The 20,594-nt window shown below is 70.3% G+C and carries 20 protein-coding genes; 9 read left to right on the forward strand and 11 right to left on the reverse strand.

Annotated features, from left to right (window positions below; all coding sequences use genetic code 11):
• Positions 1-22: 22 nt before the first annotated feature.
• A complete protein-coding gene (locus tag BN4252_RS02475; protein ID WP_066524997.1) occupies positions 23-1,069 on the reverse strand; it encodes a PAC2 family protein in 1,047 nt (348 codons plus the stop codon).
• A gap of 312 nt (positions 1,070-1,381) precedes the next feature.
• On the opposite strand from BN4252_RS02475, the gene BN4252_RS02480 reads away from it, so the two are divergent.
• Positions 1,382-2,503, forward strand: coding sequence for a DUF4192 domain-containing protein (locus BN4252_RS02480; protein ID WP_066524998.1), 1,122 nt, complete (start codon positions 1,382-1,384; stop codon positions 2,501-2,503).
• Here BN4252_RS02480 and galE read toward each other — a convergent pair.
• The 6 genes from galE to BN4252_RS02510 form a co-directional block, all read right to left on the reverse strand.
• Positions 2,500-3,498, reverse strand: a complete 999-nt coding sequence (gene galE, locus BN4252_RS02485) for a UDP-glucose 4-epimerase GalE (protein ID WP_066524999.1) — start codon at positions 3,496-3,498, stop codon at positions 2,500-2,502. The genes BN4252_RS02480 and galE overlap by 4 nt on opposite strands.
• 9 nt (positions 3,499-3,507) lie before the next feature.
• Positions 3,508-4,200, reverse strand: a complete 693-nt coding sequence (locus BN4252_RS02490) for a metal-dependent transcriptional regulator (RefSeq protein ID WP_066525000.1) — start codon at positions 4,198-4,200, stop codon at positions 3,508-3,510.
• Positions 4,201-4,340: 140 nt separating this feature from the next.
• A complete protein-coding gene (locus BN4252_RS02495) occupies positions 4,341-5,333 on the reverse strand; it encodes a sigma-70 family RNA polymerase sigma factor (protein WP_066525008.1) in 993 nt (330 codons plus the stop codon).
• Between the two features lie 162 nt (positions 5,334-5,495).
• Entirely contained in the window at positions 5,496-5,930 is a 435-nt protein-coding gene (dtd, locus tag BN4252_RS02500) for a D-aminoacyl-tRNA deacylase (RefSeq protein ID WP_066525010.1), read from the reverse strand.
• Positions 5,927-7,459: a DUF7782 domain-containing protein gene (locus BN4252_RS02505; RefSeq protein ID WP_066525011.1), complete on the reverse strand. Its 1,533-nt coding sequence runs from the start codon at positions 7,457-7,459 to the stop codon at positions 5,927-5,929. The genes dtd and BN4252_RS02505 overlap by 4 nt, the downstream gene beginning before the upstream one ends.
• A 43-nt stretch (positions 7,460-7,502) precedes the next feature.
• Positions 7,503-8,006, reverse strand: coding sequence for a DUF3099 domain-containing protein (locus BN4252_RS02510; protein ID WP_066525015.1), 504 nt, complete (start codon positions 8,004-8,006; stop codon positions 7,503-7,505).
• A gap of 48 nt (positions 8,007-8,054) precedes the next feature.
• Here BN4252_RS02510 and BN4252_RS02515 point away from each other — a divergent pair, with 48 nt between their 5' ends.
• Both BN4252_RS02515 and BN4252_RS02520 read left to right on the forward strand, forming a co-directional pair.
• Positions 8,055-8,312, forward strand: a complete 258-nt coding sequence (locus BN4252_RS02515; RefSeq protein WP_066525017.1) for a DUF3039 domain-containing protein — start codon at positions 8,055-8,057, stop codon at positions 8,310-8,312.
• A gap of 68 nt (positions 8,313-8,380) precedes the next feature.
• A complete protein-coding gene (locus BN4252_RS02520; protein WP_066525020.1) occupies positions 8,381-10,075 on the forward strand; it encodes a DEAD/DEAH box helicase in 1,695 nt (564 codons plus the stop codon).
• Between the two features lie 40 nt (positions 10,076-10,115).
• Here BN4252_RS02520 and BN4252_RS02525 read toward each other — a convergent pair whose 3' ends face one another.
• Positions 10,116-11,714 (reverse strand): RNA polymerase sigma factor, encoded by a 1,599-nt coding sequence (locus BN4252_RS02525; protein WP_066525023.1) that lies wholly within the window; start codon positions 11,712-11,714, stop codon positions 10,116-10,118.
• A gap of 107 nt (positions 11,715-11,821) precedes the next feature.
• A complete protein-coding gene (ppgK, locus tag BN4252_RS02530) occupies positions 11,822-12,643 on the reverse strand; it encodes a polyphosphate--glucose phosphotransferase (protein ID WP_078056730.1) in 822 nt (273 codons plus the stop codon).
• Positions 12,644-12,678: 35 nt separating this feature from the next.
• On the opposite strand from ppgK, the gene BN4252_RS02535 reads away from it, so the two are divergent.
• Entirely contained in the window at positions 12,679-13,545 is an 867-nt protein-coding gene (locus BN4252_RS02535) for an inositol monophosphatase family protein (protein WP_078056746.1), read from the forward strand.
• Between the two features lie 126 nt (positions 13,546-13,671).
• Positions 13,672-13,965, forward strand: coding sequence for a DUF4193 domain-containing protein (locus BN4252_RS02540; protein ID WP_066525031.1), 294 nt, complete (start codon positions 13,672-13,674; stop codon positions 13,963-13,965).
• A gap of 80 nt (positions 13,966-14,045) precedes the next feature.
• Here BN4252_RS02540 and BN4252_RS02545 read toward each other — a convergent pair whose 3' ends face one another.
• Positions 14,046-14,573 carry a DUF3093 domain-containing protein gene (locus tag BN4252_RS02545; protein WP_066525035.1) on the reverse strand — a complete coding sequence of 176 codons (528 nt, stop codon included), beginning with the start codon at positions 14,571-14,573 and terminating at the stop codon, positions 14,046-14,048.
• 64 nt (positions 14,574-14,637) lie between these two features.
• Between BN4252_RS02545 and dut the strand changes: the two genes are divergently transcribed.
• From dut to dxs, 4 genes are all read left to right on the forward strand, one after another.
• Positions 14,638-15,090 (forward strand): dUTP diphosphatase, encoded by a 453-nt coding sequence (gene dut / locus BN4252_RS02550; RefSeq protein ID WP_066525038.1) that lies wholly within the window; start codon positions 14,638-14,640, stop codon positions 15,088-15,090.
• A 94-nt stretch (positions 15,091-15,184) separates the two neighbouring features.
• Positions 15,185-16,069 (forward strand): DUF3710 domain-containing protein, encoded by an 885-nt coding sequence (locus BN4252_RS02555; RefSeq protein ID WP_066525041.1) that lies wholly within the window; start codon positions 15,185-15,187, stop codon positions 16,067-16,069.
• Between the two features lie 2 nt (positions 16,070-16,071).
• Positions 16,072-17,334, forward strand: a complete 1,263-nt coding sequence (locus BN4252_RS02560; protein ID WP_262360143.1) for a class I SAM-dependent RNA methyltransferase — start codon at positions 16,072-16,074, stop codon at positions 17,332-17,334.
• A gap of 92 nt (positions 17,335-17,426) precedes the next feature.
• Entirely contained in the window at positions 17,427-19,367 is a 1,941-nt protein-coding gene (gene dxs, locus BN4252_RS02565) for a 1-deoxy-D-xylulose-5-phosphate synthase (RefSeq protein ID WP_066525045.1), read from the forward strand.
• On the opposite strand, the gene BN4252_RS02570 is transcribed toward dxs, so the two are convergent.
• A complete protein-coding gene (locus tag BN4252_RS02570) occupies positions 19,343-20,575 on the reverse strand; it encodes an HRDC domain-containing protein (RefSeq protein WP_230208546.1) in 1,233 nt (410 codons plus the stop codon). The genes dxs and BN4252_RS02570 overlap by 25 nt on opposite strands.
• Positions 20,576-20,594: the final 19 nt, after the last annotated feature.

The raw sequence follows: 20,594 nt of genomic DNA on the forward strand, positions 1-20,594 counted from the left end.
GCGCCCGGGGCCGGCGGCGCGGCTATTCGTCGTCGCTGGCGTCGTCGTCGCTGTCTGCGGCGTCGTCGGCGTCGGGGTCGATCAGGTAGTGATCGCCGAGGCGCTGCCAGTGACCGTCGTCAAGCGGAAGCTCCTGCTGCGGGCGGTCGCGGTCCTCGATCGCGGCGAGGAAGTTCTCGAACGCCTCGCTGATCTCCTCGCCGGAGGGCACTTGCGCCTCGCCCGGCATCATGGCCTGCGGGTTGCGCTTGCGGTAATCCTCCATCTCCGCGTCGTAGTGCTGCTCGAGCGCCTGCACCACGCCCGCAATCTCCTCCGACGCCGCCGTCTGCTCCGCCAACTGGCGCGCGACCTTTTCCATATCCTGCTCCAGCGAGCGCAGCGGGAACGTCAGCTCGGCCGCATCTTCAACCGAACGCAGGAGCTGCAGCATCGCGTGCGGGTACGGCGAGGACGCGACGTAGTGCGGCACGTGCGCGGTGAACCCGGCCACGGTGCGGCCGCGCTTGTGCAGCTCGCGCTCGATGAGGATCGAGGCGGAACCGGGGATGGTGACCATGCCGTCGAAAGTAAACATGGATCCCACCAGCTCCGAGTCGTTGCCGTGTGCGGAAACCACCAGGGGGCGGGTGTGCGGCGTGCCCATCGGCGCAGCGTAGAGGCAAATCGTCTCCGACACGTCGAAGCGCTCCACCAAGTCGCCCACCGCCTCGCTGAACGCTTCCCAGCGAAGGTCCGGCTCCGGGCCGGAGAGGAGGAGGAAGGGGGTGCCGGCCGTGTCGCGCAGCACGCGCATGTCCAGCTCGAGGTCCTCGATGTCCGAAATCTCGTGCTGGTTCAAGGTCACCACCGGCCGGCGGGAGCGGTAATCAATCAGCTCGTCGTTGTTGAAGGTGGCCACGGTGCGCGATTCCAGCGCCGCCTTCAGGTGGTCCGCGGCGCCCTCCACGGCGTGGCCGGCGTCGGCGTAACCCTGCATGGCAATGACGAGGGTCGGCCCCGCAGGCGCCCCCTCGCCGACGGCGGGCGAGGGATACTCAAGCTCGTACATGCGGTGGTCATCCGTCATGGTATTCCTCCTGTGCGGTTTGGCGGTGGGTGTGCGGCGCCCGGTGCCCGCGGTTGCGCGCGGCCTTCCGGCGAATTGTGCCACATCAGCAGTGTGGTCAACACTGTGGTCAACGCCGCCCCGGCCGCGAGCATTCCCGCGCGCCCGGCTAGCGATCGAACCGTCCATTATGCCCGTGCGCGGAGCCCGTCGCCAGCGGCCGCGGTGCCGGTATTCCACAGGCGCGATAAAGGGCTACCTTTCGCGGCGCCGCCTGTGGACAACCGCGCCAAGCGGATGGAACCCCGCGCCCCGCCGCAACGTCCAATATCCATGACGTTCACACCGCAGCCCTACCGGCACAACACCCCAGACCTGTCCATCTCCGAGCTCGGCGACATGATCGCTTCCATCCCCGGCATCCTCGGTTACTACCCGCAGGAGTCGGCGGTAGTTGTGAGCTTGCTTGACGACGCATCCGGGGGCGCACTCCTCGGTCCCGTCCTGCGCGCCGACCTCGCCCACGCCGAGAAGCTCGCCTCCGTGCTCCACGAGCTACCCGCCCAGGGCGTGTGCGGCCACCTCGCCGTCATCGTCAGCCGCATCCCCAACTCCGCGTTGGTCCGCGACGCCGCCGACGCGCTCTACGCCGCCACCGACATTGACGGCGAGCCGTTGGTGGACGCCTGCTGGCACGTCTCCGAGATCGCCACCGGCACGCCGTACACGCTCATGTTCGGCCCCTCGGTGGAGGAGATGGGGCGCTGCGGCATGCCGGCGCAGTGGGTCTCCGGGACGGTGTCCTCGGTGATGACGCAGGCCGCCATGGCCCCGCTGATCGCGGAGGGCGCCCTGCCCGAGCTGGAGCGCGGCGACGCCCGCAGCCTCTTCGACGCGGTGCAGGACCAGCGGTGGCCCGGGGATTCGGCCAGCGAGGCGCGGGTGCACCGGCGCGGCCGGGCGCTCGCCGCCCAGTTAGATGCCGACCCGCGCGCCGCGCGCGCCACCATCTCCGAGGCGTGCGGCGTGCTCCTCGCGGCGCCGGAACTGCCGATGGTGGGCGGGGATGCGGCGCCCCCGCTGGATGCGCTGTTCACCTGCCGCGGGGAGATGGAGCTGGTCGCGGCGGCGCTGACGGATTCTAGGGTTCGCGACTGCCTGCTGGGCAGCGCGCTGGAGAACCCGCGGGGCGCGGCCGCGCTCTTCCTCGCCATTGCCCGCACCTTCGGCGGCGTGGTCCGCGCGAACGCGCTGAGCCTGTGGGCCGTGCTCGCGGTGCACCTGTCGCTCTCGCCGTGGGCGTGGGCGGCGGTTGAGCGCGCGCTGGAGGAGGTGCCGGGCCATTCCATGTCCGTCATTGTGGCCAAGTTGCTGCGCGCGGGGGAGTACGAGGGCCTCGTCCGCTGCGCCGAGCTCGGCTGCGCGCAGATGTGGGCGGAGCTCGGGGACTCCTAGCGGTTGCCGCCGCGGCGCGGTGCCGCGTGCGAATCCGCTCCTAGCTGCTGGGTAAACGCCCACGCGTCCTCGACGATGCGGCGCAGCCGCGTGCGGGACGGGTCCCAGCCGAGCTCGCGCTTGATCTTTGCCGAGGATGCGATCAGCACGGCCGGATCGCCCGCGCGCCGCGGCGCTACCTCCGCCGGGATCGGGTGGCCGGTGACCTCCCGGCACATCTCGATGACCTCGAGCACCGAATACCCGTCGCCCGAGCCGAGGTTGTAGATGCGGTGCTCGCCCGGGGCGTTGGTCTCAAGGGCGAGGTAATGCGCGTCTGCCAAGTCGCGGACGTGGATGTAGTCGCGCACACAGGTGCCGTCCTTTGTGGGCCAGTCGTCCCCGAAGATGAGGATCTGGTCCCGGTACCCCATCGCCACCTGCAGCACGAGCGGGATGAGGTGCGTTTCCGTCTTGTGGTTCTCCCCGATCGAGCCGTGGGCGCCGGCGACGTTGAAGTAGCGCAGGCTGGTCGCGGCCATGCCGTAGGCGTTGCAGTAGGAGGTGATGGCGTAGTCGATGGCCAGCTTGGTGGCGCCGTACGGGTTGGTCGGGCGCGTCGGCGCGTCCTCGGTGATCGGCACCGATTCCGGCTCGCCGTAGGTGGCGGCGGTGGAGGAGAACACCAACGAGCCCACGCCGTGGCGGCGCATCGCGTCGAGCAGGTCGAGAGAGACACCCACGTTACCGCGCCAGTAGTCGGCGGGCTCGGCCACGGACTCGCCCACCAGCGAGCGGGCGGCGAAATGCAACACGCCGTCGAAGCCGCCCTCGGCCAGCACATCGTCCACAACGTCGGTAATGGTGCCCTCCACCAGCCGCGCCCGCGGCGGCACGGCGCCGCGGTTGCCGGTGCTGAAGTCGTCGACGACCGTGACCTCGTGGCCGGCGTCCAACAGGGTTTCGGCACAGACGCTCCCCACGTAACCGGCGCCACCTGTAACCAGGAGTTTCACGCCTACCCCCTAGGCCACGGTTTCCACGCGCAGCGCGTGGGCGAACTCGGGGGCCAGCGCCACCTCGTGGCCGTCCGGGGTGGTCAGCAGCACGCCGCCGTTGTCCAGCGGAGAGAGCTCCACGTCGGCGCCAACCAGGCTGCCCAGCGACACGAGCGCGGACTGCGTCTCGGTGCCTTGCTGCAGGATCTCGTTGATCTGCAACACCGTGACCGGGGTCGGGCCAGTCAGGTTCAGGTCCACGGCCCGCACCCCCTCCTGGCCGGTGGTGGCCGGGGCGGCGTCGCCGACCTCGTCAAGGGAGGGGATGGGGTTGCCGAAGGGGGAGCGGCTCGGATCCTCGAGCACCGCCACCACGCGGCGCTCCACCGCGTCGCTCATCACGTGCTCCCAACGGCACGCTTCGTCGTGGACTTCGGCGATGTCCATCCCGAGAACGTCGGTAAGCAAACGCTCGGCAAGCCGGTGCTTGCGCATGACAGCGGTGGCGAGGCGGCGGCCCTCGGGCGTGAGGGACAGGGAACGGTCCCGTTCCACCACGATCAGCCCGTCGCGCTCCATGCGGGCAACGGTTTGGGACACGGTCGGGCCCGATTGCTCGAGGCGCTCGGCGATGCGGGCGCGCAGGGGCGTGATGCCCTCCTCCTCGAGCTCGTAGACCGTGCGCAGGTACATCTCGGTGGTGTCCACGAGGTCACGCATGATTGTTTCCCTTCCCGTTCGTGCGCAGAGTGCCCCCGGCAACCCGGGGACACTCGAATAGCGCCTACTGTAGTCGAGCCCGGCGGGGCAAGCCGGAGAAAAATGGCCCGGTGCGGTTTCGCACCGGGCCCGAAAAATCCCTAGAGGGCGTAATCGCGCAGGCGGTCGGCGCGCTCGCCGGCGCGGAGCTTGGCCATCACTTCGCGCTCGATCTGGCGCACGCGCTCGCGCGAGAGCCCGAACTGGCGGCCGATCTGGTCGAGGGTACGCGGCACACCGTCGGTCAGGCCGTAACGCAGGCGGATCACGTCCTGCTCGCGCTGCTCGAGGCCGTTGATGATGTCCTCGATATCGTCATGGCGTAGGGCAGAGACCACCGCGTCCTCCGCGTCGGTGGCCTCGGCATCCTCGATGAAGTCCCCCAGCGGGGCCTCCTCGTCGGCGCCGACCGGCATATCAAGGCTGACCGGATCGCGCGACTGGCGGAGCAGCATCTCGATCTTCGACTCCGGGATGCCGGATTCCTCCGCCAGCTCCTCGTTCGTCGGCTCGCGGCCGAGGGACTGGTACATTTCGCGGCGGATGCGGGAGAGCTTGTTCACCTGCTCAACCAGGTGGACTGGGAGGCGGATGGTGCGGGACTGGTCGGCCATGCCGCGGGTGATGGCCTGGCGGATCCACCAAGTGGCGTAGGTGGAGAACTTGAAGCCCTTGGTGTAGTCGAACTTCTCCATCGCGCGGATGAGACCCAGGTTGCCCTCCTGGATAAGATCCAGCAGCGGCATGCCGCGCCCGGTGTAGCGCTTGGCCAGGGAGACCACCAGGCGGAGGTTCGCCTCGAGGAGGTGGGCGCGCGCCTTCCGGCCCTCCTTGGCCAAGATCTTCAGGTCGCGCTTCATCGCGCGGGTGAGGTGGGCGTCCGGGTCATCCAGCAGGTGCTGCGCGTAGAGCCCGACCTCGATCTGCTGGGCCAGCTCCACCTCCTCAGCGGCGTCGAGCAGCGCCGTCTTGCCGATGCCGTTCAGGTATACGCGGACTAGGTCGGCTGAGGGGTTGTCGTTGGTTTGGTTCCGGCGGCTACCGCGGTCGACTTCTTCCTGCTCTGGGGCATCGGCACGATCCGGCTGAGTCATGTGGTGCGGCCTCCTCGGTGACAAGCTTGCTCAATCCACTGAACTCAACGGCCGTGCGCGCGGTTTTGTTCCCCACCGCCGGCGTCCGGCCCCCGCGGGGGTAAGCGGGGGCAACCGCGCCGGCAGCCGCGCCTGCAACCGCGCCCTCGGCCGCCGCTTCCCCTACGCTTCGACGACTACGGTAAACGGCCCGTCATTGACGCTCGCCACCTGCATCATCGCCCCGAAGCGGCCCGTTTCCACCGTGATGCCGCGCCCGCGCAGCTCGTCGGCGATGCGCTCAATCACCGGCTCCGCCACATCCCCGGGTGCTGCGTCGGCCCAGGACGGGCGCCGCCCCTTCGCGGTGCGGCCCATCAGGGTGAACTGGCTGACCAACAGCACGGGTGCCCCGGCGTCGGTGACGGAGCGCTCGCCGTCGAGGATGCGCAGTTCCGCGATCTTGCGGGCCACCACCTCCCAGGCCCCCTCGCTGTCCTCACGCCCCACACCCACCAGGGCGAGGATGCCGCCGGTGTCCGGGCAGTCGATGGCGCCGACCACCTCATCGTCGACCGTCACCGACGCGCTGGTGACGCGCATCAGCACCGCCCTCACCGCACGATCTCCGCGAGCTCCGCGGGGATGACCAGGCCGTGGCGCACCAGGTCCACCACCGCGCCGGCCGCACCGTCCTCCAGCTCCCCAAGCCGCGCCGGGTCGTCGATGCCGCGGGAGGCGGCGAGAAGCCCCACCACGTCGCGCAGCGCAAGGCCCTGCGGGTGCAGGCCGGCCAGCACCGATTGCCCGCCGCGGTCCACCTCGTGGCTGAAGCGCGGGCCGTCGGTGCGGGTCACGCGCGCAACCTCGGGCGCGAAGCCGATGCCGGCGTCCGCGTCGGCCAGGCTCACCTCCTCGAGCGCCACAGAGGGACGGACCAGGTAGGCTGCGTCGAGCACCTGGTCGCGCGACGCCCCGCGCAGCCACTGCGCCCGCAGGAAGTACTCCTCCACCTCGGGCCCCAGCGGGTCGGTGAACGGCTGGCGCAGCTCCTCGGCGGTGATCTCGGAGGCCTCGGAGTCCCCGATGCGGCGCAGGAACACCCACCCGAAGCCGATCGCGTGCACGTGGTTGGCGTCGAAGTAGTCCAGCCACGCCTCCGTCCGCTCGACCGCCTCGCGGGAGCGCGGGTCGAGCGACTCATCCTTGAGCCAGGTGGAGACGTACAGCGCCGGGTCGACCACGTCGCGCTGCAGCACCCACGCGCTCACGCCCGTGCCGGGCACCCAGGACGCCACGCGCTGCTGCCAGCTCTCGTCCAGCGCGTGCACCCAGGCACCCAGGATGCAGGCCGTGCCGTTCGCCTCGAGGTGCGCGGCGGCCTGCTCGACCACCAGCTGCGTCGCGCCGTCGAGCCCCAGGCCGGAGTCGCGGTACACATGACCCACCTCAGGCAGGCCCACCACAAATGGCGGGTTGGCCACGATGCGGTCGAAGCGTTCTCCGGCCACGGGCTCAAACCAGGGGCCGCGTCGCAGCTCGACGTTGTCCACGCCGTTGGCCGAAAGCGTCGCCTCCGCCAGCTCGAGGGCGCGCGGGTGCACGTCGGTTGCCACCACCTCGCGCGCCACCGTCGACTGCGCCAAGGCCTGCACGCCGGAGCCGGTGCCGAGGTCCAGCACGCGGTCCACGGGGGTGACCGGGGAGGCGGAGAGCAGCGACAGGGACGCCGCGCCGACACCGAGCACGTGGTCGCGGCCCGGCACGAGCTCGGTCATCGACGCGTCGCGGTCCGACAGCACGAGCCGCTCGCGCCCGCACAGCACGTGGGGGCGCACGTCGAAGGCGACCTCTAGGTGGCCGCTGGGGGTGGTGGTGAAAAAGGATGCGTCGATAAGCGAAAGCGCGAGACGCGGCCCGAAGAGATCCGCCAGCTCCTCGCCGGTGGCCGGGCGGCGCACAAGCAACGTCCGGATCAGCCCGTCCAGCTGGCCGCCTGCGCGGGTGGCCACAAGCACCGCGCCGGGCTCGCCGCGGTAGAGCGCGTCCGTCGCGTCCGGGCCGAGGTGGGCGGCGATTCCGTCGGCGGTGAACGAGGCCGCGGCGAGGACATCCGCGAGTTCGCGCACGAGCGCAGGTTCAAGCATGGGCAGGTGGCCTCCTTCGGGGCTTGTGCTTGCCGACGCCCCCTTAGCCGGCCGCCGGGGCGTCTGGATTCTCGTGGTCGATGATAGTGGGCGCGTTGCCGGGCGTGCCGCCACCCGCGGGGCCGAGCTGCGCCTGGCGCTCAGCTTCGAGCTGCGCCCTGGCCACCGCCGGCTTGTACACGTTGCGTTCGCGCTTCTCGCGCACCTCGCCGCCGCCGTTGGCCACCATCACCGAGATCCACGGCAGCGGCACCGAGACGGTGAAAAAGATCGCCGCGAGCAACCAGTTCTGCCACACAAACGCGGCCACCAGGCACAGCACGATCAACGGCAGGCGCACCCCCTGCAGCAGCAGGTAGCGCTTCTCGCGGCTGCGGCGATTCTGCTCCGGGGAGCGGATCGCATCCGTGATCAGGGCGCGCGTCGCGCGGCGGCGCGCCTGGCCGCGCAAGCCCCGGGTGTGCGCCTCCTCGGCCTGAACGTCGACCGTGCCGTCGACCGTGCCGTGGTCAGGGCCGTGGTCGGGGGCGTTGCCGGGTGCGCTCATAGCGTCCGAGGGTAGCCCTCCGGCTTAAGATCCGGCGGAATCTGGGGCATGATGGGGGGCGTGAAAACTCTGACGAAGACGCTTGAACGCACCGACCTGCGGGAAGACACATCGTCAACGACGGACGACGGCACCCCGAAGTTTTTCCACTACGTGAAGAAGGACCAGATCGTGGACTCCGCGATCTCGGGCAAGATGGTCGTCGCACTGTGCGGGGAGACGTTCCCCGTGAAGAAGCAGGCCAAGCCCGGCTCCCCCGTCTGCGCCGAGTGCGAGAGGATCTACAAGGGGCTGCGCCGAAAGTGACGTCGTCAAGCAAAGGGCCCCAGCTGCGCGCATGGCAGCAGGAGGCCCTCGACTTGTTTCTGCGGACGATGCCGCGCGACTTCCTAGCGGTGGCGACGCCGGGCGCGGGCAAGACCACGTTCGCGCTGACGTTGGCCAGCCGGCTCATCGAAACCCGCGCTGCGCAGCGCCTCATCGTGGTGGTGCCGACCGAGCACCTGAAGCGCCAGTGGTCCGACGCCGCGAAGCGCTTCGGCCTCGCCCTCGACCCCGAGTTCACCAACTCCTCCGCCGTGAACCCGTCCTACGACGGCGTGGTGGTCACCTACGCCCAGGTGGGTATGCACCCGTTCAAGCACCACGCGGTGGCCAGCGCGCGCAAAACAATGGTGATCCTGGACGAGATCCACCACGCCGGCGACGCGAAGAGCTGGGGCGACGGCGTGTACGAGGCCTACAACGACGTGGAGCACCGCCTCGCACTGACCGGCACGCCGTTTCGCTCGGACAACTCCCAGATCCCGTTCGTGCGGTACGTGGAGGACGGGGAGGGCCACCTCATCTCGGAGGCGGACTACACCTACGGCTACTCGGAGGCGCTGCGCGACGGCGTGGTGCGCCCGGTGGTGTTCCTCGCCTACTCGGGCGAGGCGCAGTGGCGCGACTCGGCGGGGGAGGAGTACTCCGCCCGCCTCGGGGAGCCGCTCAACGCCGAGCAGACCGCCAAGGCCTGGCGCACAGCCCTGGACCCGAAGGGGGACTGGGTGGCCGCGGTGCTCACGGCTGCGCACACCCGGCTCATGAAGGTCCGCGCGAACATGCCGGACGCCGGCGGGCTGGTCATCGCCACCAACACCACCACCGCCCGCGCCTACGCCAAGATCCTCGAGCGAATCAGCTCGACCCCCGTCACGCTGGTCCTCTCGGACGAGCCCGGGTCCTCCGAGCGCATCGCCGAGTTCTCCAACTCCACCAGCGAATGGCTCGTGGCCGTGCGCATGGTCTCCGAGGGCGTGGACGTGCCGCGCTTGGCCGTGGGCGTCTACGCCACCTCCGCGTCCACACCGCTGTTCTTCGCGCAGGCCATCGGCCGTTTCGTACGCTCCCGCCTACCGGGCGAGTCCGCGTCCGTATTCCTGCCCTCGGTGCCGGTGCTGCTGCAGCTCGCGGAGGAGATGGAGGTCTCCCGCGACCACGTCCTGGGCAAGCCCCACCGCGAGCCCGGCTGGTCCGACGAGCTGCTCGAGCAGGCCAACCGCACCGAGAGCGAGCCGGACGAGCCACCGACCTACGAGGCCATCGGCGCCTCCGCTGAGCTGGATTCGCTCATCTTCGACGGCTCCACGTACGGCACGCCCACCGTCGCCGGCTCGGCGGAAGAGCAGGACTTCCTGGGTCTGCCGGGGCTCCTCGATGCCGAGCAGGTGAAGACGCTGCTGCGCAAACGCCAGAGCGACCAGCTCGACGCGCGCGAGGCGGAGGAGCGGGCGCGCAAGGCAGCGGAGCGGGAAGCCCGCGAGCGCGCGAAACTCACCGGCGAGCCTGGCCCGGCGCCGCAGGTTCGGGAGCAGCGGGCGGGCAGCGGCGCCGACGCGGTGGCGTCGGACGAGATCCCGCAGCTGCGCAAAGAGCTCAACGCCCGCGTGGCAATCGTGGCCGGCAAAACCGGCCGCCCGCACGGCGCGATCCACACCGAGGCGCGAAACGCCTGCGGCGGCCCGCCCACCGCGCTGTGTAACGCGGAGCAGCTGCGCGACCGCATCGCGTACCTGCGCGACTGGTAGCCGAAGCCGTAAACCATTTGCCGGCCCCGGCGAGTCCCGGCTAGTCCAGGTAGTCCCGCAGCACCTGGGAGCGTGAGGGGTGGCGCAGCTTGGACATGGTCTTCGACTCGATCTGGCGGATGCGCTCGCGCGTCACGCCGTACACCTGGCCGATCTCGTCCAGGGTGCGCGGCATGCCGTCTGTGAGCCCGAAGCGCAGGCGCACCACGCCGGCCTCGCGCTCGGAGAGGGTGTGCAGCACGTCCTGCAGCTGGTCCTGGAGGAGCGTGAAGGACACGGCATCCACCGCGACCACAGCCTCGGAGTCCTCGATGAAGTCTCCCAGCTGGCTGTCGCCCTCGTCGCCGATGGTCTGGTCGAGCGAGATCGGCTCGCGGGCGTACTGCTGGATCTCGAGGACCTTCTCCTCGGTGATGTCCATTTCCTTTGCCAGCTCGAGCGGCGTCGGCTCGCGGCCGAGGTCCTGCAGCAGCTCGCGCTGGATGCGGCCGAGCTTGTTGATCACCTCGACCATGTGCACCGGAATACGGATTGTGCGGGCCTGGTCCGCCATTGCGCGGGTGATGGCCTGGCGGATCCACCAGGTGGCGTAGGTGGAGAACTTGTAGCCCTTGGAGTAGTCGAACTTCTCCACGGCGCGGATCAGGCCGAGGTTGCCCTCCTGGATGAGGTCCAAAAACGCCATGCCGCGGCCGGTGTAGCGCTTGGCCAGGGAGACCACCAGGCGGAGGTTGGCCTCCAGCAGGTGGTTCTTGGCCTTCCGGCCGTCACGGGCCACCGCGCGCAGGTCCCGCTTGACGGTGGGGGAGAGCTTGGCCTCCTTGTCGCCCTCCTTGGCCGCGCGCTCCATCTCGTCGAGGCGGTACTGCGCGTAGAGACCGGCCTCGATGCGCTTGGCTAGGGAGACTTCCTGCTCGGCGTCGAGCAGTGCCACCTTACCGATCTGCTTCAGGTACGCGCGCACCGAGTCGGCCGAGGCGGTCAGCTGGGCGTCCTTGCGGGCCTGGCGCAGCGCCGCGGACTCCTCGATGTCCCACACCGAGGCGCCCTCGTCCTCCTCGTCTTCCTCGTCCGAATCCTCGGCGCCCTCGACACCCTCGGCATCGTCCGAGTCGGCTCCGAGCTCGTCAACCCCGCCGTCTTCCTCGTCTTCGCCGAGGTCATCTCCCAGCTCATCGTCGAACGAGTCGTCCTCTTCCTCGATGAGCTCCGGGTCGTATTCCAGATCGGCGCCGTCCTCGAGCTCCGGGCGTTCGTCGGCGGCGTCCGCCGCCTCGAGACCGTCGAGCAGCGCGGTGTCTTCCTGCGGTTGGTTCGCCTCTAGCGGGGTGGTGTCAGCCGTGGCCTTGCGGGTGGTCTTCTTCGCCGTCTTCTTGGCGGTCTTCTTCACCGTTTTCTTCGCCGTCGTCTTGGCGGTTTTCTTCGCGGTCTTTTTCGCCGTTTTCTTCGCTGCCTTCTTGGCGGTTTTCTTCACCGCTTTCTTGGCAGTCTTTTTGGCGGTGGTTGTTTCCGCGGCGGTGCCGCCGGTGGCGTCGCTGGAGGCGCCGCCGGACGCGTCCGCGTCGTTGACGGTGTTCTTGCCTGATGCTTCGCTGGCTACCACGTACGCCCTTTCGCCTTGTGTTTCATGTCTCCCCATTGCGGAACGCCCATAGTAACAAGGTGCGAGACATTTACATTCCGCGCCCCACCGTAGCGCGTTGTTTGGGGGCAGTTGCTTATCGACGCACCCGACCCGCCCTTTCCCTACGGAGCCACGTGCTCCCGGGCGGCCATGGCGGCGCCGACGATGCCGGCCCGGTTGCGCAGCTTGGCGGGGATCACCGGCACATCCACGGTCAGGCGCGGCACCCACTTCTCGGCCTTGCGCGAAATGCCGCCGCCCACGATAAAGGCGGCCGGGTTGAACAGGCGGTTGTACTCCTGCAGCACGACGTCGACGCGCTGCGCCCACTCCTTGTAGCTGAGGTCGAGGCCGTCTTTCACGGCGGAGGATGCGAGGTGCTCGCACTCCGTGCCGTCGATAAGCAAGTGCCCGAGCTCGGTGTTGGGGAACAAGGCGCCGTCCGCGAAGAACGCGGAGCCGATGCCCGTGCCGAAGGTGAGGAAGATGACGGCGCCGTCCTTAGCCTCTACCTCGCCGAAGGCAACCTCGGCGAGGCCGGCGGCGTCCGCGTCGTTCAGTACGGAGATCGGGCGGCGGTCCAAGTGGCGGGTGAGGAGCTCGTGCACGTCGGTGCCGATCCAGGCGTCGTCGATGTTGGCCGCCGTGACGGCGACCTGGTGCTTGATCACCGACGGCAGCGCGACGCCCACGGGGCCGTCCCACTTGAGCTGGCGCACCACCTCCGCCACCACCTCGCCGACGGCCTCGGGCGTGGCCGGCTGCGGGGTGGGGATTTTCACGCGCTCGGAGTGGAATTCGCCGGTGTCCAGGTTCACCACCGCGCCCTTGATGCCGGAACCGCCGACGTCGATCCCAACGCCGAGGCGTGGGCCGGGAGCGGAGGCGGGGAGGGCGGGGGAGGTTTCCGTGGCAGCCGTGGCAGCCGTGGCAGCGCTGTGCATGGCGCAAAGTCTACAGAGCGGGCAGCATGGGCTCCATGGATACCCGGAACGTAGCCCCCGGCCCGGCTCAGCTGTGCGAGATCGCGGTGGCGCTCGTCGACGACGCCGCCGCACTCGTGCTCAAGCAGCGCGACTTCCTTGCGCGGCACGGCTCGATAGCGCAGGTGACGTCAACCAAATCCTCCCCGGTTGACCCCGTCACCGCGGTGGACAAGGCGGCGGAGGCGCGGGTGGTGGACCGGCTGCGCGAGCTGCGCCCCGGCGACGCGGTGATGGGGGAGGAGGGTGCCGATCGGGCGGGCACGACTGGGGTGACCTGGGTGGTGGACCCGATCGACGGGACCGTGAACTTCCTCTACGGCCTGCCCATGTACGCCGTGTCCGTCGGTGCCGCCGTGGACGGGGAGTTGGTGGCGGGGGCGGTGGCCAACGTCGCCGCGGGGGACGTGTACTTCGCCGCGGCGGGCGAGGGCGCGTGGGTGCGCCGGAGCGGCGCGGAGACGCGGCTGCGCGGATCGCGTGCCGACGACCCCGCGACCGCGCTCGTGGCCACCGGATTCGCCTACGACGCCGGGTGGCGCGCCGCCCAGGCCGACATCCTCCCCCGGGTGCTGCCGCGGGTGCGCGACATCCGGCGCTACGGCTCGGCCTCGCTCGACCTGTGCCACCTGGCGGAGGGCAGGGTTGACGCATACTACGAGCACGGCCCCCACCCGTGGGACTACGCGGCGGGCGCGGTGATCGCGGCCGAGGCCGGCGCCGTTGTCCACCACCCGGGGCTCACGGACAGGGGCGGGGAGGGGGCGCTCGTGGCTGCCGCGGCGCCGCGGTTGTGGGAGCCGTTTTCCGGGCTGCTTTCGGCCTGCGGAGCCTGGGGGGATTTGCCCGTTTCACAGGGGTAGCAATCCACCCCCGTTTGCCGGGGTGAGCTGCGAGGATGACAGGAGCTATCCGGTGTTTTAGTATTCCGCTTCAGCAGCGTGCTGAAAGAACGCTGAACAGGTATTTCGAAGGCTGGAGGAAGCACCATGGCTACCGACTACGATGCGCCGCGCCGCCGCATGGACGACGACATCGAGACCGATTCTCTGGAGGGCCTGAAGGCAGCGGAGGTTGCTGGCAGCAGCATGGACGATGACGGCGAAATTGTGGAGCCGTTCGAGCTGCCCAGCCAGGACCTGTCCGGCGAGGAGCTCAACGTTGAGGTAAAGCCGCGCCAGGATGACGAGTTCACCTGCGCCTCCTGCTTCCTCGTGCAGAAGCGCTCCCGCCTCGCGCACGTCGAGCCGGACGGCTCCATGATCTGCCAGGACTGCGAGTAGCGCCTGACCCAAGCCGGGCGTACGAGACGCGGCGGGCCCCGGGGGGGGTGAACCCCCCCGGGGCCCGCCGTTTGCGCCCGCTACACCTGTCCGCCCGGGTCCGTCTGGCCGGGCACGAAGGCCTCGAGGAGCGCCTCGGGGTTGCGCGAGGAGACCATCCAGTACGGAGTGGGGTCCTGCGGATCATCGAGCACGAGCAGCACGTGCTCCTGCACCCACGAGTGCGAGACCAGGTACGCCGCCGGGTCAAGCTGGCGGCCGAGCGCGTTCTGCCGCGCCGACGCCGGCACCACCATCGAGCGCGACACCACGTAGTTGGGTAGGTTCGCGCCCTCTACGGCCAGCCAGCGGGTGCCGTCCGGGTCTAGCTCCACGCGCACCACCGTGCGCGACAGCCACACCAAAAACCACGCCACGAGCGCGCCCACCACGATGAACGGGATGATAAACCACCACTGATTTCGGTTCAGGGCGAACTGGGCGGACAGGAGCAGGACCAGGCCAAGGCCGGCCGCCCACCAGTACCACGGGACCCACTGCCGCTCCGAATACAGCACCCGCGGGGCACCGGCGCCCGGCTCCGGGGAGGAAACGTGTTTGTCGGTCACCGCTCAAACTTTAGTTGAGCCCTTCTGCCGTAGTGTGGGGCGGGTGAGCAATGCCGAAGAAGCGATGAACCAGCCACCGTGCCCGCCCATCCGCGTCAAGCGCCTCGACCCGGGCCTGCCCCTGCCCATGCGTGCCCACACGGGCGACGCCGGGGCCGACCTCTACGCCGCCGAGGGCGTGACGCTCCAGCCCGGCGAGCGCGCGCTGGTGGGAACAGGCATCGCCATCGCTCTGCCCATCGGCACCGTGGGCCTGATCCACCCTCGCTCCGGCCTGGCGGCCAAGCACGGCCTGACGGTGGTGAACGCGCCGGGCACCGTGGATGCCGAGTACCGCGGCGAGCTGAAGGTGTGCCTGCTCAACACCGACCTGCGCGAACCCGTCGAGATCACCCGCGGCATGCGCATCGCCCAGCTGGTGGTCCAGCGCGTGGAGCTGGTGGAGTTCGCCGAAGTGGACGAGCTCGACGACACCGCCCGGGGCGCGGGCGGTTACGGCTCTACCGGCACGCACTAGTTTCCGGAGTTTCCGGCGCAGCTCACCGCGTGCCAGTGCGCGTGTGGGGTGGGTGAGTAAGGTCGTTGGGGAAGCCCCGAAAAGGAGATGAGCGATGGCACTGTGGCCGTTTGGCAGGAACAAGAAGAAGGCTGAGCCGGAAGCGCCGGTAGCACCGGCCGCACCGGTGGAGCCGGTGGAGGACGCGCAGCCGGTCGAGGCGGCGCCCGCGGAGGTGCCCGTGTACACGGAGGAGCAGCCGCAGGATGTCGCGGCGGCGCCGGGCACCGAGCCGATTGCCAACTACGACCCGGTCGGCGGCACCACGGGGCCGTTCGACGGCGACAGCGTGGAGATCGAGGACTTCGACTTCACCGATTTCTCCGACGCCACGCTGAACCTCGGCTCCATGCGCATCCCCATGCCCAAGGGCACCCAGGTCCAGGTGGAAATGGGGGACGAGGGCCCGAAGATGGTGCACATCGTCACCCCGTCGGGCCGCTTTACGCCGGTCGCCTTCGCGGCGCCGCGCACTGGCGGGCTCTGGGAGGAGTCCGCGGCGGAGATCGCCGAGGGGATGCGCAGCGAGGGCATGCCCGTGCGCTTCGAGCAGGGCCCGTGGGGCAAGGAAATCGTGGGCACCGGAACCAACGGTGTGATCCGCATCATTGGTGTGGAGGGTCCACGCTGGCTCTTCCGCGTCACCCTGGCTGCGCCGACCGGCCGCGAGGACGCGATGGCCCAGCTGGGGCGCGAAACCATAGCCCGCTCCTTCGTGTACCGCGGCGAGGACCCTGTGTTGGCCGGCAACTCCCTTCCGGTGACGCTGCCGGAGCAGTTGGCACTGCAGGTGCAGCAGGCGGTCGCCGCCCGCGCTGCGCAGCAGCAGGGGCAGCAGGTGCAGGGCTCCGCCCCGGCACCGGGCAACCCGAACGCCCTGAGCGACGCCCTGCGTCAAATCATGGAGATGAACAACCCCGGCTCTGCGGGCACCAAGTAGTGGTGCCCGAGAACCTGGAGGGTGCGGGCGCGCTCGAGGCGGGCGACGCGCTGCGCCTCACCATTACAGCGATGGCGCACGGCGGCGAGGGCATCGGCCACGCCCCGGACGGCCGCGTGGTGTTCGTGCGCGGTGCCGTCCCCGGCGACACCGTGGCGGCCCGTGCCGTGAAGGTCAAGCGTCGGTGGGCCCGCGCGGAGCTGGTCGAGGTGCTCGAAGCCTCGCCGATGCGCGTGCCCACCGCCTGCCCGGCGGCCGCCGCCGGCGCCGGCTGCTGCGACTACAGCCACATCGACCCCGCCGCCCAGCTCGGGTTCAAGCGAGACGTGCTGGTGGGCCAGCTGGGGGCGCTGGCGCGCCGCTCCGGGGTGCTCGGCGGCTTCGATCCCGCGACCGACCTCGAGCTGCGCTCGCTCGCGCCGCACACCGGCTGGCGCACCCGCGTGCGCCTCGGCGTCGACGCGAACGGACGCGCCGGGGTCCGCCACGCCCGCTCGGCGGAGGTCGTAGCCTCCGAGCACTGCACCCAGCCGGTCGCTGGCCTGCTCGACGGGCTGGTGGGCGAGGCCCGCTTCACGCCGGGCAGCGAGGTAGTGGCGGTGATGGACGCGGATGGCACCCGGCACGTGGTGGAGACGGCCCGCGTGCAGCGCGGCCGGCGCGCGGAGACCATCACCACCGCCATCGAGGGCGGCGGCGACGTCACCGAGCGCATCGCGGGGCCCGAAGGGGAGCACGAGTTCACCTTCCCCGCCACCGCGTTCTGGCAGGCGCACGCGCAGGCGCCGCAGGTGTACTCCGACATCATTGCCAGCTGGGGCGCAGGAGACTACGCCCGCGGCGCCGCGTGGGACCTCTACGGCGGGGTTGGGGCCTTCGTGCCCGCGATCCGGGCGGCCACGCACGGCGCGCGCGTCATCTCGGTGGACTACTCCCCGGCGGCGAGCGCGGCCGCGCAGCCGGGTCTTGCCGGCTGGGACGTTGAGATGGTTCAGGGGCGTGTTGAAGGGAGCGTCGACAAGCTTGAAGCCCCCGGCCTCGTGGTGCTGGCCCCGCCGCGCGCCGGCGCGGGCGAGGCAGTGGTACGCGCGGTTGCGGCCGCCGCCCCCGAGCGCGTCATCCACATCGGCTGCGACCCAGCCACGCTCTCGCGCGACCTGGGTGCGTGGGGCGGGGAGGGGTACCACGTGGGGCGCATGCTGCTTATCGACGCATTCCCGGCCACGCACCACTTCGAAACCATCGTCGAACTCACCCGCGCCTGAACCCGCGCAGCGGTGGCCGGCCGGGGCGCAGCCCCCCACGTGTAAGATTAACCGGAAGCACGAAACCTTTTTCCAAGGAGCGCAACGCAACCGTGAGACTGCTAGACACCGTAGCTTCGCCGGAGGACCTCAAACGGCTGTCGCAGGACGAACTGGTGCAACTCGCGGACGAGATCCGCGCGCTGCTCATTGAGAAGGTCTCCGCAACGGGCGGCCACCTCGGCCCCAACCTCGGCGTGGTCGAGCTGACCGTGGCGCTCCACCGGGTGTTCGACTCACCAAAAGACCCATTCATCTTCGACACCTCGCACCAGTCCTACGTGCACAAGATCCTCACGGGGCGCGCCGGGCAGTTTGACACCCTGCGCCAGCGCGGTGGCCTGTCCGGCTACACCTCGCGGGCGGAGTCCCCGCACGACTGGACGGAGTCATCCCACGCCAGCGCCTCGCTGTCCTACGCGGACGGGCTGGCCAAGGCGAAGCAGCTGCGCGGCCAGGGCGATGACCACGTGGTGGCCGTGGTGGGTGACGGCGCGCTGACCGGCGGGATGTGCTGGGAGGCGCTGAATAACATCGCGGCGGGGGACCGCAACGTGGTGATCGTGGTCAATGACAACGGCCGCTCGTACTCGCCCACCATCGGCGGCTTTGCCAAAAACCTCACCCGCCTGCGCGACCAGCTGGCGCAGATCCGCATCCAGCCGGTCTACGACGAGGTGATGGAGTCCGGCAAGAAGACCCTGAAGTCCATGGGGTGGGTGGGCGAGCGCACCTTCGAGGCGCTCCACGCCATCAAGGCCGGGGTGCGCTACCAGGTGGTGCCCAACGAGATGTTCTCCGAGCTGGGCATGAAGTACGTCGGCCCCGTTGACGGCCACGACATGAAGGCACTGCTCAACGCCTTCACCTACGCCAAGGGCTACTCCGGCCCGCTGATCATCCACGTGGCCACGGAAAAGGGCCACGGCTTTGCCCCGGCGGTGAACAACGAGGCGGACCAGATGCACTCCACTGGTGCGATCGACCCGGTCACGGGCGAGGCCCTGGCCAAATCCTCGCCCGGGTGGACATCCGTGTTCACCGAGGAGCTGCTGCGGGCGGGCCATGAGCGCGAGGACATCGTCGCTATCACCGCCGCTATGGCGGGGCCCACGGGGCTGGCCCCGTTCGCCGAGCAGTTCCCCGACCGCTTCTTCGACGTGGGTATCGCGGAGCAGCACGCGGTGGCCTCCGCCGCGGGGCTGGCGCTCGGCGGGCTGCACCCGGTGGTGGCGATCTACTCCACCTTCCTCAACCGCGCCTTCGACCAGCTGCTCATGGACGTTGGGCTGATCGGCCAGCCCGTCACCCTGGTGCTGGACCGCGCCGGCGTGACCGGCACCGACGGTGCCAGCCACAACGGCGTGTGGGACATGGCGATCTCCTCGATCGTCCCAGGCATCCGCATCGCCGCCCCGCGCGACGCGCAGCGCCTGCGCGAACTCTTCCGCGAGGCCATCGCTGTCGAGGACGGACCGACCGTGGTGCGCTTCCCCAAGGGCGGGGTCTCCGAAGGTATCGAGGCGGTTGGCCGCACCGCGCGCGGCCTCGACGTGCTGCGCAAGGCCCAGCCTGTGGAGGGCGACGAGGGCATTGACGTGCTCATGGTGGCCGTGGGCACGTTCGCCGAGTACGCGCTCGAGCTCGCCGAGGACGTGGCCGCGGACGGCATCCGCGTCACCGTCGTGGACCCGCGCTGGGTGATCCCGGTGTCCCCGGACATCATCGACCTAGCCGCGGAGACGGACATGGTGGTGGTGTACGAGGACGGGGTGGTGCGCGGCGGTGTCGGTTCCGCCGTGTCCGAGGCGCTCGCCGCCGCCGCCCTAGACACGCCGGTGCGCCACCTCGCCTTTCCGGACATCTTTCCGGTCCACGCCTCGCGCGGGCAGCTCCTGGCGGAGTACGGCCTCGATGCCGTCTCAGCCGCGCAGCAGGTGCGCCAGTGGGCTTTTGCGCTTGCCGACGATCACCCTTCCGCCGCCTCCCAATAAGCCCGCGCGATCAGCGGGGCGGCGATGCCCACCTGCCACGGCCGCGCCCCGGCGGCGCTGAGGCGGCGCGCCACGAAGTCGGTATCCCGGGGCGCGTGCCCCCACCTCGGTGACACCGCCGTGTCAAGCTCCCCGGCCGCCCGCCACACCTCCTCGCGCAGCAGCGCGGGGGAGAGCAGGTCCTCCGGGCGCACACCCATCCCGCGGGCCGCCTCGGCGACGAGCTCCCGGCAGCGCGTGAGCACTGCCCAGGATTCGGGGTGCATGCGTTCCCACGCCGACTTCTTCGGCGGGGCCGCCGGGTCCCGGCGCTGGGGCTCCGGCCAGGTGCGCTGCGGCGCGGCGAGGGCGCGCTGGATGAGCGCGAACCACTCCTCGGTCGCGCCTCGCCTGCGGGCGGGGAAGCCGCGCACCTTGGCCAGCTCCCGCGGCGAGCCCGGGGCCGCCTTGGCCACCTCCACAAGCGTGCTGGTGGGCAGGACGCGGCTGGGGGACACATCGCGCCGGCGCGCCTGCTCGTCCCTCGCCTGCCAGAGTTCCCGGGCCAGCTGCAGGCCGGCACGCGTGCGGATCGAGGCGATGCCCTTGACATCCCGCCACGTTTTCTGCGCGGGCGCGGCGTCGCTGCGCGTCGCCACGAGGTGGGCGAATTCCTCCTCGGCGGCGTCGAGAAGCCCCTGCCCGGCGAGCACCTCCGCGAGCGCTTCGGCAAGGTCGTTGAGGTAGATCACGTCGAGCGCGGCGTACTCCAACCACTCCGCCGGCAGCGGGGTCAGGGACCAGTCCTCCTGCCCGTGGCCCTTCTCCAGCTGCACGCCGGTGAAGTGCTCCACCATCGCGCCGAGATTGGGGCGCTCGAAGCCTGCGAGGCGGGCGGCGAGCTCGGTGTCGAAGAGCCGGCCCGGGTGGAGGCCGAGCAGGGCGAGGGCGGCGAGGTCCTCGCTCGCGGCGTGGAGGATCCAGTCTGCCCCGTTGACCACGGGCGCGAGCGCCTCGCGCGCGGCCCCCCGGTGGCCCTCCGGGGCGACGAGGAACGTGCCGGCGCCGCGGCGGTGGATCTGGACGAGGAAGGCGCGGTCATCGTAGCGGTACGCGGACGCGCGCTCGGTGTCGATGGCGAGCGGACCCCTGCCCGCGGCGAGCGCCTCGGCCACCCGGGCGAATCCCTCGGGGGTGTCTACCAGCTCGTACGCCACGTCCTCATGCACGGGGCACTAGCTTACAGGC

This window comes from Corynebacterium bouchesdurhonense (assembly GCF_900078305.2).
GTDB classification, from domain to species: domain Bacteria; phylum Actinomycetota; class Actinomycetes; order Mycobacteriales; family Mycobacteriaceae; genus Corynebacterium; species Corynebacterium bouchesdurhonense.

Coding starts and splice junctions, on each gene's coding strand:
- BN4252_RS02505 (WP_066525011.1), bottom strand. CDS start 7,459: ATGCTTGAACCTGCGCTCGTGCGCGAACTCGCGGATGTCCTCGCCGCG.
- BN4252_RS02510 (WP_066525015.1), bottom strand. CDS start 8,006: ATGAGCGCACCCGGCAACGCCCCCGACCACGGCCCTGACCACGGCACG.
- BN4252_RS02515 (WP_066525017.1), top strand. CDS start 8,055: ATGATGGGGGGCGTGAAAACTCTGACGAAGACGCTTGAACGCACCGAC.
- BN4252_RS02525 (WP_066525023.1), bottom strand. CDS start 11,714: ATGGGGAGACATGAAACACAAGGCGAAAGGGCGTACGTGGTAGCCAGC.
- BN4252_RS02540 (WP_066525031.1), top strand. CDS start 13,672: ATGGCTACCGACTACGATGCGCCGCGCCGCCGCATGGACGACGACATC.
- BN4252_RS02520 (WP_066525020.1), top strand. CDS start 8,381: ATGCCGCGCGACTTCCTAGCGGTGGCGACGCCGGGCGCGGGCAAGACC.
- BN4252_RS02555 (WP_066525041.1), top strand. CDS start 15,185: ATGGCACTGTGGCCGTTTGGCAGGAACAAGAAGAAGGCTGAGCCGGAA.
- BN4252_RS02495 (WP_066525008.1), bottom strand. CDS start 5,333: ATGACTCAGCCGGATCGTGCCGATGCCCCAGAGCAGGAAGAAGTCGAC.
- BN4252_RS02475 (WP_066524997.1), bottom strand. CDS start 1,069: ATGACGGATGACCACCGCATGTACGAGCTTGAGTATCCCTCGCCCGCC.
- BN4252_RS02490 (WP_066525000.1), bottom strand. CDS start 4,200: ATGCGTGACCTCGTGGACACCACCGAGATGTACCTGCGCACGGTCTAC.
- BN4252_RS02535 (WP_078056746.1), top strand. CDS start 12,679: ATGGATACCCGGAACGTAGCCCCCGGCCCGGCTCAGCTGTGCGAGATC.
- BN4252_RS02480 (WP_066524998.1), top strand. CDS start 1,382: ATGACGTTCACACCGCAGCCCTACCGGCACAACACCCCAGACCTGTCC.
- ppgK (WP_078056730.1), bottom strand. CDS start 12,643: ATGCACAGCGCTGCCACGGCTGCCACGGCTGCCACGGAAACCTCCCCC.
- dut (WP_066525038.1), top strand. CDS start 14,638: ATGAACCAGCCACCGTGCCCGCCCATCCGCGTCAAGCGCCTCGACCCG.